This is a genomic window from Desulfoluna sp. HI9BLuna, from assembly GCF_056829775.1.
Window position 1 is genome coordinate 6,199,018 of record NZ_CP186555.1, and the last position, 15,329, is coordinate 6,214,346.

The following is a 15,329-nucleotide window of genomic DNA, read 5'->3' on the forward strand; positions in this document are numbered from 1 at the left end:
ACGGTCTCCATCACGCCTTGACCACGAACCAAAACCGAATTAAAGATGTAACGATTCTATCCGGGCTATGACACGACCAGAGCGTCCGGCGGCAAGGCCCAATTGCCCCCGGCACAGTCCCACAACCAAAGGAGCCACCATGAACTGCACCACCCACCTTGCCATCAACACCGACCTGTGCGGCACGGTCACCGCCCTTGAAGAGGGACGCTGCGTTGTGACCCTCACCACCACCTCAGACATGGCCGCCGACGCACAGCAGCTTGTCCACGGAGGATTTGTCTTCGGCATGGCGGATTACGCGGCCATGTGCGCCGTCAATGATCCGTATGTTGTCCTGGGAGCCGCGGAAACCAGTTTTCTGAAACCTGTCCGGGTCGGGGAGATCCTTACGGCAGAAGCCGTGGTGGAAGAGGTGAAAGGAAAGAAACGTATGGTGCCCGTCACCGTGAGACGGGGCGTGGAGGAGGTCTTTAAAGGGACCTTTACCTGCTTTGTGCTGGAGTCCCATGTGTTGGGGGAGTCCAAAGCGTAACGCTACCATTCAGCTTAAAAAAAGCCTCCGGCGGCCCTGCCGGGGGCCAAACTTTTAAAAAGTTTGACAAACAGGTCTTAAGTCATGATTTCGAGGCCCCGCCGAAGCACGGTCCATTGGAAATGTTTTTGCGGAGCTTTTTTCAAAAAGCGACCCGCCAGCTCAACGATCACAGCATAAACAAACAGCCCCTTTTGCCTTACGGCAAAAGGGGCTGTTTTTGTACCATTCCAGTTGATTACTCCGCATTCTTCATGCAGATCATCACCGGATACTGTTATCTTTTTTTCCGCACCACGCGGCGGACCTTGCGCACACGCCGGGTACCGGCAGGTGCCGCCGCCTTTTCCTGAGGTGCTTCCAGCCCCTCTTGTTTGAAGGAACACACGGACCTCGGGCAGGCAAGGCCGTCCCCGGTATCGTTTTCCACAAGGAACGGGTTCTTGCAGACGGGGCAGGCAAAAGGATAGGGCCGCTTCCAGGTGACAAAGCCGCAGGACCTGTTGTCGCAACGGTAAAAGGTCTTGCCGTGTTCCGTGGAGCGGGTTTCCAGTTTTCCCACCTTGCAGATGGGGCACACCAGAGAGAGGCTCTCTTCAAAACGGGCGATGGCGGCGGCAATGTCTTCGTCGGTTTCACCGTGGGTCATGTGCTCCACGGTCTTTTTCTCTTCGTCGGCCCCTTCAAGCTCTGCCGCGCCCTTTCGCTGCCGTTCCTCCTCAAGGCGTTTTTTTTCGAGAAGGAGTTCGTTCTTCTGGCGTTCCAGCTCCATCTTCTCACGCTGAATGGCCAGAAACGCCTCCCGCTGAATCTCCTCCTGGGAAGGTTTCGGAACCTCGGGTTCGGGAGCTTTGGGCTCTTCCGCAGGCTCTGCCCCACGGGGAGGCGGATCATCTGAAGAGACCACAAGGGTTCTTAAAGCCCCCTTGGCTGCCTGGGGGGTCACCTCCTGAACGTTGAGTGCTTTCCCCTTCTCCTCGGTGAGCCGCTTTCGAATGGAGGCGATTCGCTTGAGGAACCGCTCACGCCGGGCTTCGGCTTCGGCAGGATCTTCCCTGTGCGGCGATTCATCGTCGTCATCAGCGCCACGTCCCATAAGCGTCTGGTCCACCTGGTTCAAGGCTTTGTCAAGATCGTTGCGCCCGTCCAGGAGCTCCTGAAGGATCTGCACAAGAAAGGCGGGAAGAACAATTCCGGGCATCTTGGGGTAGGCGGCATCCAGACCGGCCATAAGAAACCGGGCGGCCTCGCCCACCTCCGGAGCCTCTTCGGAACCGGCAAGGAGACCCTCCTGGCGCAGCAGCTCCACCACCTCCGTGGTCCGGCCTTCGGTGATCAGCCCCAGCTCCACGGCCTCCCCCACCACATCCTGAAGGGAAAACCCGGATCCCTCTTCGGCATGGACCAGTACAAGGACGGCAAAGGCGTCGATGCTGGGCCCGATGCGTTGCCATACAGGGGTGTACCCGTCCACACCGGTCAAGCGTTTCTGGACATGGAATTCAAAGGTATCTTTCAAACCGACATTCATCAATCACACTCACTGCATAAGCTGACGGTATCATGATAGGTGACCGCCCTCGGGTTCCCGGGGAAGTCTCCGCCTCACAAGCCGTTCCGGTTCATTCGGTGTCCTGGGAGGCATCATCCGGGGAGACAACGCCGGCCACCACATCCACACAGCGGCCATCCCGGCCGATCATCAACGAGAGGGTAATGCGAGCCTGAAAATCCATCTGATAGGCAATGCGGTCTTCCTTGACCGTAAGGTGCCCCTCTTTGAACTCGATATCATCCTGAAGTGAGAGCCCGTACTTCTCTTCCAGCAGCTTTTCGATGACATCCCAGTCAAGGCTGCCGGTCACAATGTCCATCAAATCCCGTTCGCCTTTTTGAAAGGCGTCGTCGGGAACCAGCTTTTTCTCTTTTTCTTCTTCGGCCATCGTCTTGCCATCCAAATCGGCCTGGTACATCACATTCTCTCCATCATGGGACTGTCGCCGCTTCCCTCATCTCCCGGGCCAGATCCAGAAACGCTTGGGCCCCGGGGGACATCACATCCACGAGGGCAACGGGAGTATCGGTTGCCATTCCTTTCCGAACGGCATCGCAATCGGGCAGTCGACCTACGAATTGCCTGCCGGCGTCATCCGGGTCCGGATCTGAAGACCCCATCGACACGAACCCAAGGCCTTTCAGGTCCGGGTTCAGACACTTTAGTACTTCATCGACACAATCCTGCGCCTCCTTGAGCTGCGAGTTTTGGTCCCAGCCCGGATACACGGGGACCAGGGCCAGGTCCGAGGCGGCCAGGGCGCTTTTCACATAAAAGCCGTTCCCCGAAGGGGTATCAATGATTACGCGATCATACCCTTCCCCGGGCTTGCGAAGGCTCAAGGCCAGGACCTTCTCTTTTTCCGGATTGAGGGCCAGCCATTTTTCCGCTTCTTTTTCACCGGACAACGCGGGAAGCACGTCCAGATAAGGCGTCCGGCCAGGGACCACAGCCCCCCGCAGCCCCACAATTCCGCTGATCACATCCGCAACGCCCCAGACCGGCCTTTGCTCCTCTTCCATCATCATCCGCGACCCCGCACCGGACGAGGTGCAGTCCACAAAAAGGGTTCGCATCTCAAGGAGAGCGTAAGAAAACGCCAGGTTAACAGCCAGGGTCGTCTTGCCTGAGGCGCCCAGTGGATTAAGCAGTGCGATGGTGTGATACATGGCACGAGCCTTTGCTTTGGATGCGTGGAAACAAGAAAAACAAATAATTAACAGGAATTACCCACGTAGACATAGCATACCTGACCGGCAAAAGAAACCGGCATCGCCATGACCTCCCCCATGGAGCCGCGTTACGCCCGCACCGCCCGGCAGGCAAAACAGGGCCCGCGCACCCTCCAGGCTCCCCGGTATTGTGACCCGCGGCCGATTGGGTTATGGTTCGTCCAGGGATAGGACATGCCGAACAGGACTCATCAGGGAGCAGGAGCAGCGCCGAGACGCACCACATGACTTCAAACGATTTCAACAACGTCACATTTTCATCGGACGCCATGGACGAGGTCATCGACCACCTCGGCTACTCCAGGCACTCCCGGAATATGGCGTACCTCAAGGTTCTCCTCTCCCACGCAGGCCGGGACAACGGGTACAGCTCCGATCCCGTGGACTCCGACCTTCTTGTCCAGGCCATCTGGCAGACCCACGACCCGGCACAGCTCAAGTCCAGGCGAAAAAACCTCAGCACCATCCGAAATTCCGTCAACCGGGATCTCTCCCGCCTCTTCAAGGATGGAAACAACCCCGAAGGGGTCACCATCTCAGCAGACCACGCCCTTGTGGTATCCCAGGAGGCCAAAGAGGCCCTGTACGCCCCCTTTGCCAACCACTTCACCAACGCCAACAGCCCGGATATCGAAAAGGCGAGCGCCCTGCTGGACGCCCTTGCCGAGATGGCTGAAAAAGGCGGCCCCCTCCTGGACGGCACTGAAAACCTTGCGGAAAAATTGAAACGTGCGGTACAGGCCCTTGAAAAGGGCGGCGCCCTGCCCGACTTTGAGGAGGACACCCCGGAGGCCCCCCCGGAAGAGGAGCTTGAAGAGGCCGACGAGGAAGACGACGAAGAGATTGAGGTCCTTGAAGAGGAAGATGACGTCGAGGAGATCCTCGATGAGGATATTGAAGAGCTTGACGAAGCCGAAGAAGAAGAGCTCGATATCCTCGATGATGAAGATGAAGTCGAAGAAATCCTCGACGACGATCTTGAAGAGATCGACGAGACCGAAGAGGAAGAGCTTGATACCCTCGATGGGGAAGATGAGGTCGAAGAACTCCTCGATGAAGATCTCGATGAGGATGTTGAAGAGATTGACGAGTCCGACGACGAAGAGATCGATATCCTCGATGATGACGAGGAGTTGGAAGAGATCCCTGAAGGCGAGCTTGAAGAGGTTGCCGATGAGCAGGACGAAGAACTCGACATCCTCGATGATGACGACACCCTGGAGGAGATCCCTGAAGATGAGATCGAAGAGGTCGATGAAGACGACGCCCTGGAGGAGATCTCCGATGACGACATCGAAGAGGTCGACGAAGACGACGCATTAGAAGAGATCTCCGATGATGAGATCGAAGAAGTCGACGAAGACGACGCATTGGAAGAGATCTCCGATGATGAGATCGAAGAAGTCGATGAAGACGACCCCTTGGAGGAGATCTCTGATGATGACATCGAAGAGGTGGATGAAGATGACGCCTTAGAAGAGATCTCCGATGACGAGGTTGAAGAGGTCGATGAGGACGCGCCCCCATGGGCCGCAGACGAAGATCCCGATGCCATGCAGGAACGCGCCGATCGGTTCGACGCCCTCCTCAACGAATCCGAACGGTACTACAACCGCTACATCCACATCCCGTCCGGCCGCTATCCGGCCCTGGATCCGGTGACCGGCCAGGAGGTCCTGGCCGATCTGGAAGAGTTCCTTGCGGGCAAATACCCAGTCACCAATGCCCTGTTTGAGGTGTTTATCGGTCGCACCGGCTACAAGACCACCGCCGAAGAGCGGGGGTTCGGCGCCGTGTACGAACCGCGCCTCACCCGTCAATCCCGCGGCAGGAGAATCAGCCTCTCCACGAGCAAGGGCTTGCGCCTCATCCGCGGGGCCAACTGGTACAAGCCCTCCGGTGCCCGGTCCTCAGTTCACACCAGCGCCCACCACCCCGTGGTCCAGGTGAGCTACGAAGACGCCATGGCCTTTGCGTCCTGGTCCGGCAAACGGCTCCCCACCCTGGCCCAATGGCTGGCCATGGGGGGAAAATCCGACAGCCCCTACCCCTGGGGAGATGCCTGGGCAAGCCACCTCTGCAACACCGAAGAGGTCGGGGCAGGCGGAACCCTTCCCGTGGACACCTTCCCCAAGGGAGCCAGCCCCTTCGGGGTCTACGACCTCATGGGCAACGCCCTGGAATGGGTCAGCGACCAGATCCCGGAAAAGGGCGGTGAACCCGTCAAAACAGCGGTGGGAGGCAGCTTCCTCTCCGACCGAAGCCTCATCCGCCAACAGCTCCAGAGCTTTGACACCCGGTTTTCATCCAATGTCCTGGGCTTTCGCTGCATCGGCTGGTAGACCTCGACACGGGCCTTCCGGCAGTGGTATGGTTGCATGAATGCAGTTGGCAACACCCACGTACAAGATGCGAAGGAGACCCCAGTGAACGACATCTATCGGAAACGGCTCGATGCGCTGCAAGAGACATTGAGCCAGAATGGCTTCGACGCCTGCCTGATCATGCAGGAAGAGAATCGGAGGTACTTAAGCGGCTTCACCGGAGAGGACAACAGCGTGGACGAATCCGCCGGTGCCCTTCTCATCGGTCCCAAAGGCCTGATCCTGGCCACGGACTCCCGCTTTGAGCTCCATGCCATCCACGAAGCCCCTCTTTTTGACGTCCATGTCTACAAAACCGGCCTGGACAAAGACCTCCCCGAGCTCCTGGACCGCGTGGGCGCCCGCCGCGTCGCCTTTGAAGAGACCCGGGTCTCCGTGGGGCGTTACAACGCCTTTGCAGATGCCCTGAAAAAAAGTGGTTCCTCCGCTGAGCTGGTGGCCCACGAAGACATGACCGCCCCCATGCGCGCCGTCAAGAGCGCCGATGAGATACAGACCATGCGGGAGGCCCTGGCCATCGCGGAAGCCGCCTTTTCTGCGGTGAAGGCAGGCCTGGTCCCGGGCCTCACCGAAAAGGCCATTGCCTGGGAGATGGAAAAAGAGATGAGGAGCCGCGGAGCCGACGGCCTCTCCTTCCCCACCATCGTGGCCTCCGGCCCCAACGCCGCCCTTCCCCATGCCGTGCCCAGCGACCGAAAGGTGGCCCCGGGTGAGCCCCTGCTCATCGACTGGGGATCCCGGTACAACGGATACTGCAGCGACTCCACCCGAACCGTTGTTCTGGGCAGCCCCTGCGATACCTTCAAACGGGTCTTCGACACCCTTTTTGAGGCACAGGCCCTTGCCATCGACGCCATCTGCGACGGAGCCAGCGGCAAGGCCGTGGATGCCGTGGCCCGTGGTTTCATCGAAAAGACCTTCCCCGACGGCTTTGGCCACGGGCTGGGTCACGGGGTGGGACTGGAGATCCATGAAGCCCCCCGCCTGAGCTACCTCAAAGACCATACCCTCAAGGCAGGGATGGTGGTGACGGTGGAGCCCGGCATCTACCTGCCGGACTGGGGCGGCATCCGCCTGGAAAACATGGTCCTTGTCACGGAAAACGGCGCCGAAGTCCTCAACACCCTGGACTATCACGATCACGTGGTGGCCATCTAACCCGGATACCATGTAAAAACACGCACACGCCGGGTCAGTCCTTCCCCTGCCCCGGCTCCCCATCACCCATAACCTGACGTTCCTATGGCCCGATTTTCCCATGCCCTCTCTTCTCAACCACCACATCGACCAGTTCATGACCCACCTCCGCGTGGAACGCGGTCTGGCGGACCTGAGCATCGATGCCTATGCATCGGACCTCACCCGGTATGCCGGCTTCATGGAGGACAACGGGATGGCCGATGTCACCGAAGACGACACCTACGCCATCTTAAAGCACATGATCGGCTTGAGGGACGAAGGCCTGGGCTCCCGGTCGCGGGCCCGGCACCTGGTCTCCATCCGCTCCTTTTACCGGTTCCTTGCCGAGGAAAAAGTCCTTGCCAGCGACCCGTCGAGCCTCATTGAGTTTCCCAAAACAGGCCTCAAGCTGCCCGACACCCTCTCCGTGTCCGACGTCAAAAAGCTCCTGGAGGCACCGGATCCCTCGTCGGCCAGGGGCATGCGGGACGCCGCCATGATTGAGCTGCTCTATGCAGCGGGCCTGAGGGTCTCGGAGCTTATCCACCTCAGCCTCAACGACATCAACCTGGAGGCCGGGTTTGTGCGGGTGTTCGGCAAAGGATCCAAAGAGCGCGTTGTGCCCATGGGCCGCTTCGCCGTGGACAAGCTGCGGGCCTATCTTACAACGGGTCGCCCCCTGCTGTTGAAGCATGTCACAAGCAGCACCCTGTTCGTGGCCCGGGCAGGCAAACCCATGACCCGCCAGGGGTTCTGGAAGCTGCTCAACAAGTACACGGCCCTGGCCGGGCTCTCGGGCAAAATCAGCCCCCACACCCTGCGCCACTCCTTTGCCACGCACCTGCTCATGGGCGGGGCCGACCTGCGGGTGGTGCAGGTGATGCTCGGCCACACCGACATCTCCACCACACAGATTTACACCCATATCACCGGTGACCACCTCCAGGCCATGCACCGAACCTGCCATCCGAGGGGGTAAAAACCTTTACAGACGGAGATGGCCCCTTTATGATGAAATCATGGTTTTGTTGATCAGGGTCAACACCATCGCAGCTGCAACGTCCCTGTCTTGCTCTTCCTGCGATACAATCACCCCAGAGGTGTCCCACATCTGGCCCGACGCAAGCCCCTTGTAACCGGGATGTTTTTTACAAGCACTCCCCCGGCACTTTTTATCAATGGGTCCGGGTGGTTTACCCGAAGCCCCGCATCGGCAATGCTCCGGCGCGGCGGATACGGCGTGAATCCTTCGGCAAGCAATAGATGTGAACGCATGAAAAGCAACAAACGCACCGATTCTCCCGGGGTGATGAAAAGCCTCTTTATGGTTTACCTCATCCTGGGCGGGCATATCCTCCTCATCGTCGCCCTCTGCTTTTTTGTCCTCTTCTTCCGAGGCCTCGTCAATTACCTGCCCTGGATTTTTCTGGGTGGGGTCAGCCTCATCGGCCTGTCCGCTTACCTCATCTACAAGCGCATGAAGACCGAAGGAAAGGCCCTCCGAGAGATTCTTTCCCTGCCCATGCTCCAGGGAAAAACCGTGGAGATAAGTGTCCTCGGCGGCCTGGCATCCGTTCGCGTGGAGGATCCCAACCCCCAGCAGCCCCTGGCCATTGATGCGGGTGCGCCGCCCCGGCCCGCCACCGTCCATGCTTTGCCCCCTTCCAGCCACGTCACCGAGCTCATGGAGCTGGCTCACCTGCTGGACAACAACCTCATCACCCTGGACGAGTACAACAAGGCAAAGAAAAAAATCATCAACTAAACGCCCGTCCATGATTCAGACAACAAAAGCCCCGATCCGCACGGCATGCGAATCGGGGCTTTTTTAATTGGGTGTTACACCTTGTCGGTTATATGGCGTATCCGTCGGGGTTCTGCGATTGCCATCGCCAGGCGTCCCGGCACATGGCCTCCACCCCCTTTTCCGCCCGCCAGCCGATCTCATTCCACGCCTTGTCCGGTGACGCGTAGCACACGGCGATGTCCCCGGGCCTCCGGGGCGCCACCACGTAGGGGACCGCTCTCCCCGAGGCCGCTTCAAAGGCCGCCACCATGTCCAGGACACTGTAGCCCTGGCCGGTGCCCAGGTTGTAGACATGGAGCCCCGGGGCTTCGTCGGTGGGCTTCAGGGCGCACAGATGGCCCTTGGCCAGATCCACCACGTGGATAAAATCCCTCACTCCGGTGCCGTCATGGGTGGGGTAATCGCTCCCGAAGACGCTCAGGCACTCCAGTTTTCCCACGGCGACCTGGGCAATATAGGGCATAAGGTTGTTGGGGATGCCGTTGGGGTCTTCCCCGATGAGCCCGCTCTCATGGGCACCCACGGGGTTGAAATACCGAAGGAGCACAACACGCCAGGAGCTGTCCGCCACCAAAAGGTCTTCGAGCATCTCTTCGACGATGAGTTTCGACCGGCCATAGGGGTTGGTGGCGCTTCGCGGAAAGCTCTCATCCATGGGGACCGTCTCCGGCTCTCCGTACACCGTGGCCGAAGAAGAAAAAATGATGTTCCTGACATCGGCCCTGTCCATGGCGTGGAGCAGGTTCAGGGTACCGGTGAGGTTGTTCTGATAGTAGGCCAGGGGCATCTCCACGGATTCGCCCACGGCCTTGAGCCCGGCAAAGTGGATCACAGCATCAAACCGATGGGAAGAAAACAGGGCATCCAGAACGGCTTCGTCCAGCAGGTCCCCCTCCACGAACTCCAGGGACTTGCCCGTCAAACTCCGGACCCGGTGCAGGGACTCTTCCGAGCTGTTGGACAGGTTGTCCACCACCGTGACCCGGTGGCCGGACTCAAGCAACTCCAAACAGGTGTGGCTGCCGATATACCCGGCACCGCCTGTGACCAGTACATGCATAATCTATCCTCTCTGCCGTTGCCCAAAGGCAAGGGCGTATCCGTATGGTTGATAAAGTAGGCTACAACGCCCTGACAACGGAGGGAGAGCGGCCCTCCACAGGGCAATCTTCCACCACGGCCAGGGGATTCTCCCTGACCAGCCTCAGGGCGGCCTTCTCGCCGATAACCTTGGAGGCCGCCTTCACTCCGTCGCTCATATCCGGGGTCCGGTAATTCTCATCGTGGGCGTCCGAGCCCATGATATCCACCACTCCCTTTTTAAGAAGGTAGCGGGCACACGAAGCGATCTCCCGGCCAAAGGTTCCGGCCACGCTGTCTGCAGTAACCTGCACCAGGGAACCGGTCTCGGCAACCATCTCAAAGAGGCGATTCGGATCCCTGATGATGCTCGGGTTTCGTTCCGGATGGGCGATGATGGGATGAAGCCCCCGGTCAAGGTAGGCCCTTAAAATAGGCACCGCCACCCGGGGAAGATGGCTACTGGGAAACTCCACCAGAAGATACCGCGACCCGTTGATGGTAAAATCCTCCAGGTTGTCCGGCATGAAACCGGCCACCACCTCGGCCCCAGGCACCAGGGTCACCCCGATGCCCTCCTCCCGGAAACGACGGTTGAGCTTGTCGATGAGGGGACGATAGCAAAGGGCATCCAGAAGGTCCACCCCGGCGTGAAAGGTGACGGCAATACAGGAGGTGCCCCCTTTGTCTGCCTGGGCAGCCATCACCAGGGTTTCTGCCATATCATCGGAGCCGTCGTCCACTCCGGGTAGTATATGGCAATGTATATCCGTCCAACGGGTGTGCTGCATTGGGTAATATCCTCGTATCTCAACTGAAATCGCCGGCTGGCGTCAAGGCATGGCTCGGGCTGTCACAATAAATCAACACGAATGCAGGCGTCCCAAGCATCTGCGGTGCGGTCCACATGGCGGGATAGGGTCGTTTTCAAGGGCCGACCGTCGTCACTTCTGTACTGAATCCACCACGATTCAGTGTAACCACAACTTGCGATTACGGCAATACATTTTCTCCGAACAGCCCCGACTTTCGTGGGTTCGAACGACTCCCCCCGGTTCCCGCTCAGCTGTCGCATCGCAATATTTCTCTTTTCATGCCTCATAGTTTCCCTTATAGTCATACGTTGTTCAGGGTAAGGAATTGATGTCATGCCCATCGGACGCGTCCCGACGCAAAACACCGTATCTTTCGGTTCATGACTGAAACATAGTGCTACTCATCTTATCTATATCTTTCGGAGGTTCTTCATGTCTTACGAAACCATTCTTGTGACAGCGGGAAAAAACGTCGCCACCATCACCTTCAACCGCCCCAAGGCCCTGAACGCTTTGAACGACAAACTCCTCACCGAACTCTCCGCCGCCCTCGACGACATCGCCGCCCAGCAGGACATCCATGTGCTCGTGCTCACCGGGGCAGGGAACAAAGCCTTTGTGGCCGGTGCGGACATCACCGAACTCGCCACCCTGGACGCCGCACAGGGCAAGGCCTGCTCTGAAAAAGGCCACAAGGCCATCGGCAAACTCCAGGAGCTGGAAATTCCTGTCATCGCAGCCGTCAACGGGTTTGCCCTGGGCGGAGGCAGTGAAATGGCCCTGGCCTCTGATTTTATTTATGCGTCCGAAGCGGCAAAATTCGGCCTTCCGGAAATCACCCTCGGCCTCATCCCGGGCTACGGCGGCACCCAGAGACTTCCCCGGGCCATCGGCGCCAACCTGGCCAAGGAGATGATCCTCACCGGAAAGATGATCTCTGCAGCAGAGGCCAAAGAGATCGGCATGGTCAACAAGGTCGTGGCCCCCGAGGCCCTCATGGACGAGGTGATGAAGACCGCCGAGGCCATTGCGTCCAAGGGCCGCGTTCCGGTCCGTGCAGCCAAGAAAGCCGTCAACGAGGGGTTGAACGTGGACCTGCCTTCAGGGTGCGCCATTGAAGTGGAGGCCTTTGCCGCCTGCGTTTCCGGCAAAGATGCCAAAGAGGGCACCAGCGCTTTCCTTGAAAAACGCAAGCCTGTGTTCAACGCCTGATCCAACCAGGGCGGCGGGTCCCACGCCCCCGTCGCGTCCTCGCCCGGCGGCCGCTCTCCGGCTGTCGGGCATTCGCCTTCGGGAGCCGGCCTGTTTCTCCCGGCAGCCCGGACAGTTACCCGCCATCACCCTCCGTTGCCGTCCCAGGGAACACCCTTTTCCCCCGTCCTTTAAGAAATACCCTCCATCTCGTTGTATGTGTTCATATTTCGGCCGTCCGATTTTATATTTGAAAAGTTTTTTTAAGTGACATTTGCAGGTGAATCATTTATGACCTGTTAACTGTAACGATATGATTGACACACACGGCCGTGACCCCATGGGACCCCGCCTTCCACACCAGCATCCGTCAGCGTACTTCTTACGGATACCCTGTGTTGTGATCCGGTTTTTTTGACGTCACGGTCACCACCCATACCCACCGTCGGGAGAGGACAGCTCGCATGATTTACGATATTGATTTTGAAACGATGCCGAGGGAAGCCTTGGAAGCGATTCAGCTCAGGCGACTTCAAACCACCCTTGAGAATGTCTACGCAAAGGTTCCCTTTTACCAGAAGCAGTTCAAAGAGGCAGGCATCGTCCCTGCGGATATCCGCTCTCTCAAAGACCTCTCCAAGCTTCCCTTTACCACCAAGCAGGACCTCAGGGACAACTACCCGTACGGGATGTTTGCCGTGCCCATGGAGAGCGTGGTACGCATTCACGCCTCCTCCGGTACCACCGGCGCGCCCACCGTGGTGGGATACACCCGCCGGGACATCGACAACTGGTCCGACCTCATGGCCCGTGCCCTCTGCGCAGGGGGCGCCACCCGAGGCGACATCATCCACAACGCCTACGGTTACGGACTGTTCACAGGCGGCCTGGGGGTCCACTACGGCGCCGAGAAACTCGGGGCATCCGTCATCCCCGTCTCAGGGGGCAACACCAAGCGCCAGATCGTTATCATGAAGGACTTCGGCCCCACCATCCTCACGGCTACGCCCTCCTACACCCTGCACCTGGCCGAAGTGGCCCAGGAGATGGGCTTCTCCTTTTCCGACCTGAACTTCAAGTTCGGCATCTTCGGTGCCGAGCCCTGGAGCGAAAGCATGAGGCGCGAGCTGGAAGAGACCCTGGGCATCGACGCCGTGGACATCTACGGCCTCAGCGAAGTGATGGGCCCCGGTGTTGCCATCGAGTGCCACGAAGCCAAAAACGGGCTCCACATTTTCGAGGACCACTTCATCCCCGAGATCATCGATCCTGTCACCGAAGAGCCCCTGCCATACGGTGAGACCGGGGAGCTGGTGTTCACCTCCATCACCAAGGAGGCCTTCCCCATCATCCGCTACAGGACCCGGGACATCACCTCCCTGCACCCCGAGCCCTGCGTCTGCGGCCGAACGCACATCCGCATGAAGCGGGTCAGCGGCCGAACCGACGACATGCTCATCATCCGAGGGGTCAACGTCTTCCCCTCACAGATTGAAAGCGTTCTCATGAAGAGCTCCGATACCACTCCCCACTATCAGCTGGTCGTGGATCGCGAGAACACCCTCGACACCCTCACGGTGAAAGTGGAGGTGAGCGAAACCCTCTTTGCCGATGAGATCAGAATGCTCCAGACCACGGAGAAAAAAATCGCCAAGGATATCAAAGAATACCTCGGCGTGTCTGCCAAAGTGATGCTGGTGGAACCGAAATCCATTGCCAGGAGTGAAGGAAAAGCGGTAAGAGTTATTGATAACCGGAAGCGATAAACCGATACGGACGGAGATAATCGGAGACCGGCCGACCCGGTATTCGGTTATCCCGGCCACACAGGTTGATCGACATAGCCATCACGTATTTTATTCATTACGATGCTCATGAAAGGAGGCCTTTGATGCGCGTTGAACAGATATCCATTTTCTTAGAGAACACCGGCGGGCGCATTGCCGAAGTGACCACGATTCTTTCTGCCGCCTCTGTGAATATCCGCGCACTTTCCCTTGCGGACACCACAGACTTCGGTGTGCTCAGGCTCATTGTCGACGACAATGAAGCAGCGGAAAAAGCCCTGAAGGAAAGCGGTTTCTCCGTTGGAAAAACCAGCGTGGCAGCCGTGGCTGTCGAGGACAAGCCCGGAGGCCTCAACCGCATCCTGATTCTCCTTGCCGATGCCGACATCAACGTGGAGTACATGTACGCCCTGCAGCAGAGCGGGGACCATGCGGTCATGATCTTCCGTTTCGACAACATCGACGACGCCGTAAAAGTCCTCGAAAAAGAGGGGATCCGCGTCTACAAGGCAAGCGAGGTCGCCTCGCTGTAAGCACGCAGGAGAGACACCCCGCGTTCCATGATTATTAAAAAAAGCGGATCCCCTTGGGGAGCCGCTTTTTTCATTTGGAGTTACCCGCCCCATGGCTGAATCACATTCCCAACAGCCCTCGGCTGACCTTGAGCGCAAACTGCTCCACGGCCTTCACCTGGAGTGGACCTCTGCCCGCGATTGCAACGGAGACCCGGGGATCCTCAGCCTGCTCCCCCCGCTGTTTTCCCTCAACGATGCCAGGGGCACCCTGGCCCACTGGAACGTCAACCGGCGCGAGATCTCCTTCAGCCGCCATTTTATCCTCCACCACCCCTGGGATGCCGTGCGGGAAGTGCTCCTGCATGAAATGGCCCACCAGGCAGCCCATGAACTCTTCCATGCCAGGGAGGAGCCGCCCCATGGCCCGGGGTTCCGCAAGGCCTGCGTGCTCCTCGGAGCCAACCCGAAGGCTTCGGGCACCTACCCCACCCTGCGGGAGCGGCTTGTTGCGGGCCACCCCTCCCCGGAAGAGGCCCTTTCGCGGCGCATCGAAAAGCTCTTTGCCCTGGCCAAAAGCAGCAACCCCCACGAGTCCGAAGCGGCCCTTGCCAAGGCCCAGGCTCTCATGGAAAAGCACCGCATCGACACCCCGGAGGCTGCCGAGCCCCAGGACGGATACACCACCCTCTTCCTGGGCCACCCCGCCCTGCGCCACCACCGGGAGTTCTATGCCCTGGCCAACCTCCTTACCGAGCACTACTTTGTCCGCTGTGTCTGGGCCATGGCCTGTGTGGTGGACAAAGGGAAGATGGGCCGGGTGCTGGAGGTGAGCGGGGCCCGCTCCCACGTGCTCACGGCGGAGTATGTCTACACCTTTATCCTGGACTTCATCGACCGCAGCTGGACAGAGCTCCAGAAAGAGAGGGGGCAAAAACTCGGGCGGCTACGCAAAAGCGACTATGCGGAAGGGGTTGTGGCGGGATTTTCACAAAAACTGGGGGCGGAGAAGATAAAACGGCCCACCTCTCTCCTCCCCGAGGTGGTCAAAGACCCGGTACTCGACGCTTACATCGAACAGCGCTACCCGAGGCTTGCCACCCGAAGCCGGAGGGTCCGACGGGTTGATACAGAGCTCATCGGACGAGGCAGGGAAGCGGGACGCCGCATGACCATCCGCCCGGGACTCAACAAAAAAAGGGCACCCAATGGTGCCCTTCTCACCGACTGATAAGCCGGTGCCGCTGTCTAT

The 15,329-nt window shown here is 58.9% G+C and carries 14 protein-coding genes; 9 read left to right on the forward strand and 5 right to left on the reverse strand.

What is annotated here, in order from left to right:
- Positions 1-139 precede the first annotated feature (139 nt).
- Entirely contained in the window at positions 140-535 is a 396-nt protein-coding gene (locus tag ACOYW0_RS25230) for a hotdog domain-containing protein (protein WP_482416453.1), read from the forward strand.
- A gap of 277 nt (positions 536-812) precedes the next feature.
- Here ACOYW0_RS25230 and ACOYW0_RS25235 read toward each other — a convergent pair whose 3' ends face one another.
- The 3 genes from ACOYW0_RS25235 to ACOYW0_RS25245 form a co-directional block, all read right to left on the reverse strand.
- Positions 813-2,066 carry a hypothetical protein gene (locus tag ACOYW0_RS25235; RefSeq protein ID WP_482416454.1) on the reverse strand — a complete coding sequence of 418 codons (1,254 nt, stop codon included), beginning with the start codon at positions 2,064-2,066 and terminating at the stop codon, positions 813-815.
- 91 nt (positions 2,067-2,157) lie between these two features.
- Positions 2,158-2,508: a hypothetical protein gene (locus ACOYW0_RS25240; protein ID WP_482416455.1), complete on the reverse strand. Its 351-nt coding sequence runs from the start codon at positions 2,506-2,508 to the stop codon at positions 2,158-2,160.
- 13 nt (positions 2,509-2,521) lie between these two features.
- A complete protein-coding gene (locus ACOYW0_RS25245) occupies positions 2,522-3,259 on the reverse strand; it encodes a ParA family protein (RefSeq protein WP_482416456.1) in 738 nt (245 codons plus the stop codon).
- 287 nt (positions 3,260-3,546) lie between these two features.
- Between ACOYW0_RS25245 and ACOYW0_RS25250 the strand changes: the two genes are divergently transcribed.
- The 4 genes from ACOYW0_RS25250 to ACOYW0_RS25265 all read left to right on the forward strand — a co-directional run bounded on the left by ACOYW0_RS25250 (position 3,547) and on the right by ACOYW0_RS25265 (position 8,650).
- Complete coding sequence (locus ACOYW0_RS25250) at positions 3,547-5,664, forward strand: SUMF1/EgtB/PvdO family nonheme iron enzyme (protein ID WP_482416457.1); 2,118 nt, start codon at positions 3,547-3,549, stop codon at positions 5,662-5,664.
- A gap of 84 nt (positions 5,665-5,748) precedes the next feature.
- A complete protein-coding gene (locus ACOYW0_RS25255) occupies positions 5,749-6,864 on the forward strand; it encodes a M24 family metallopeptidase (protein WP_180146482.1) in 1,116 nt (371 codons plus the stop codon).
- Between the two features lie 100 nt (positions 6,865-6,964).
- Positions 6,965-7,864: a site-specific tyrosine recombinase XerD gene (xerD, locus tag ACOYW0_RS25260; RefSeq protein WP_482416458.1), complete on the forward strand. Its 900-nt coding sequence runs from the start codon at positions 6,965-6,967 to the stop codon at positions 7,862-7,864.
- 294 nt (positions 7,865-8,158) lie between these two features.
- Complete coding sequence (locus tag ACOYW0_RS25265) at positions 8,159-8,650, forward strand: SHOCT domain-containing protein (RefSeq protein WP_482416459.1); 492 nt, start codon at positions 8,159-8,161, stop codon at positions 8,648-8,650.
- An 88-nt stretch (positions 8,651-8,738) separates the two neighbouring features.
- On the opposite strand, the gene galE is transcribed toward ACOYW0_RS25265, so the two are convergent.
- Together galE and ACOYW0_RS25275 are read right to left on the reverse strand one after the other, a co-directional pair.
- A complete protein-coding gene (gene galE, locus ACOYW0_RS25270) occupies positions 8,739-9,752 on the reverse strand; it encodes a UDP-glucose 4-epimerase GalE (RefSeq protein WP_482416460.1) in 1,014 nt (337 codons plus the stop codon).
- 61 nt (positions 9,753-9,813) lie between these two features.
- Entirely contained in the window at positions 9,814-10,563 is a 750-nt protein-coding gene (locus ACOYW0_RS25275) for a tyrosine-protein phosphatase (RefSeq protein ID WP_482416461.1), read from the reverse strand.
- Positions 10,564-11,019: 456 nt separating this feature from the next.
- Between ACOYW0_RS25275 and ACOYW0_RS25280 the strand changes: the two genes are divergently transcribed.
- From ACOYW0_RS25280 to ACOYW0_RS25295, 4 genes are all read left to right on the forward strand, one after another.
- Entirely contained in the window at positions 11,020-11,799 is a 780-nt protein-coding gene (locus ACOYW0_RS25280; protein ID WP_482416462.1) for an enoyl-CoA hydratase/isomerase family protein, read from the forward strand.
- 443 nt (positions 11,800-12,242) lie between these two features.
- Complete coding sequence (locus ACOYW0_RS25285; RefSeq protein WP_482416463.1) at positions 12,243-13,544, forward strand: phenylacetate--CoA ligase family protein; 1,302 nt, start codon at positions 12,243-12,245, stop codon at positions 13,542-13,544.
- A 125-nt stretch (positions 13,545-13,669) separates the two neighbouring features.
- The gene (locus ACOYW0_RS25290) at positions 13,670-14,098 is read left to right on the forward strand and encodes an ACT domain-containing protein (protein WP_482416464.1); all 429 of its coding nucleotides are present in this window, start codon (positions 13,670-13,672) and stop codon (positions 14,096-14,098) included.
- Positions 14,099-14,189: 91 nt separating this feature from the next.
- Positions 14,190-15,308, forward strand: coding sequence for a SprT-like domain-containing protein (locus tag ACOYW0_RS25295; protein WP_482416465.1), 1,119 nt, complete (start codon positions 14,190-14,192; stop codon positions 15,306-15,308).
- The last annotated feature ends 21 nt before the right edge of the window (positions 15,309-15,329 follow it).

Excerpts from the sequence above, each read along its gene's own strand:
- ACOYW0_RS25230 (WP_482416453.1), top strand. The coding sequence starts at position 140 with ATGAACTGCACCACCCACCTTGCCATCAACACCGACCTGTGCGGCACG.
- ACOYW0_RS25235 (WP_482416454.1), bottom strand. The coding sequence starts at position 2,066 with ATGAATGTCGGTTTGAAAGATACCTTTGAATTCCATGTCCAGAAACGC.
- ACOYW0_RS25240 (WP_482416455.1), bottom strand. The coding sequence starts at position 2,508 with ATGTACCAGGCCGATTTGGATGGCAAGACGATGGCCGAAGAAGAAAAA.
- ACOYW0_RS25245 (WP_482416456.1), bottom strand. The coding sequence starts at position 3,259 with ATGTATCACACCATCGCACTGCTTAATCCACTGGGCGCCTCAGGCAAG.
- ACOYW0_RS25250 (WP_482416457.1), top strand. The coding sequence starts at position 3,547 with ATGACTTCAAACGATTTCAACAACGTCACATTTTCATCGGACGCCATG.
- xerD (WP_482416458.1), top strand. The coding sequence starts at position 6,965 with ATGCCCTCTCTTCTCAACCACCACATCGACCAGTTCATGACCCACCTC.
- ACOYW0_RS25265 (WP_482416459.1), top strand. The coding sequence starts at position 8,159 with ATGAAAAGCAACAAACGCACCGATTCTCCCGGGGTGATGAAAAGCCTC.
- galE (WP_482416460.1), bottom strand. The coding sequence starts at position 9,752 with ATGCATGTACTGGTCACAGGCGGTGCCGGGTATATCGGCAGCCACACC.
- ACOYW0_RS25275 (WP_482416461.1), bottom strand. The coding sequence starts at position 10,563 with ATGCAGCACACCCGTTGGACGGATATACATTGCCATATACTACCCGGA.
- ACOYW0_RS25280 (WP_482416462.1), top strand. The coding sequence starts at position 11,020 with ATGTCTTACGAAACCATTCTTGTGACAGCGGGAAAAAACGTCGCCACC.
- ACOYW0_RS25285 (WP_482416463.1), top strand. The coding sequence starts at position 12,243 with ATGATTTACGATATTGATTTTGAAACGATGCCGAGGGAAGCCTTGGAA.
- ACOYW0_RS25290 (WP_482416464.1), top strand. The coding sequence starts at position 13,670 with ATGCGCGTTGAACAGATATCCATTTTCTTAGAGAACACCGGCGGGCGC.
- ACOYW0_RS25295 (WP_482416465.1), top strand. The coding sequence starts at position 14,190 with ATGGCTGAATCACATTCCCAACAGCCCTCGGCTGACCTTGAGCGCAAA.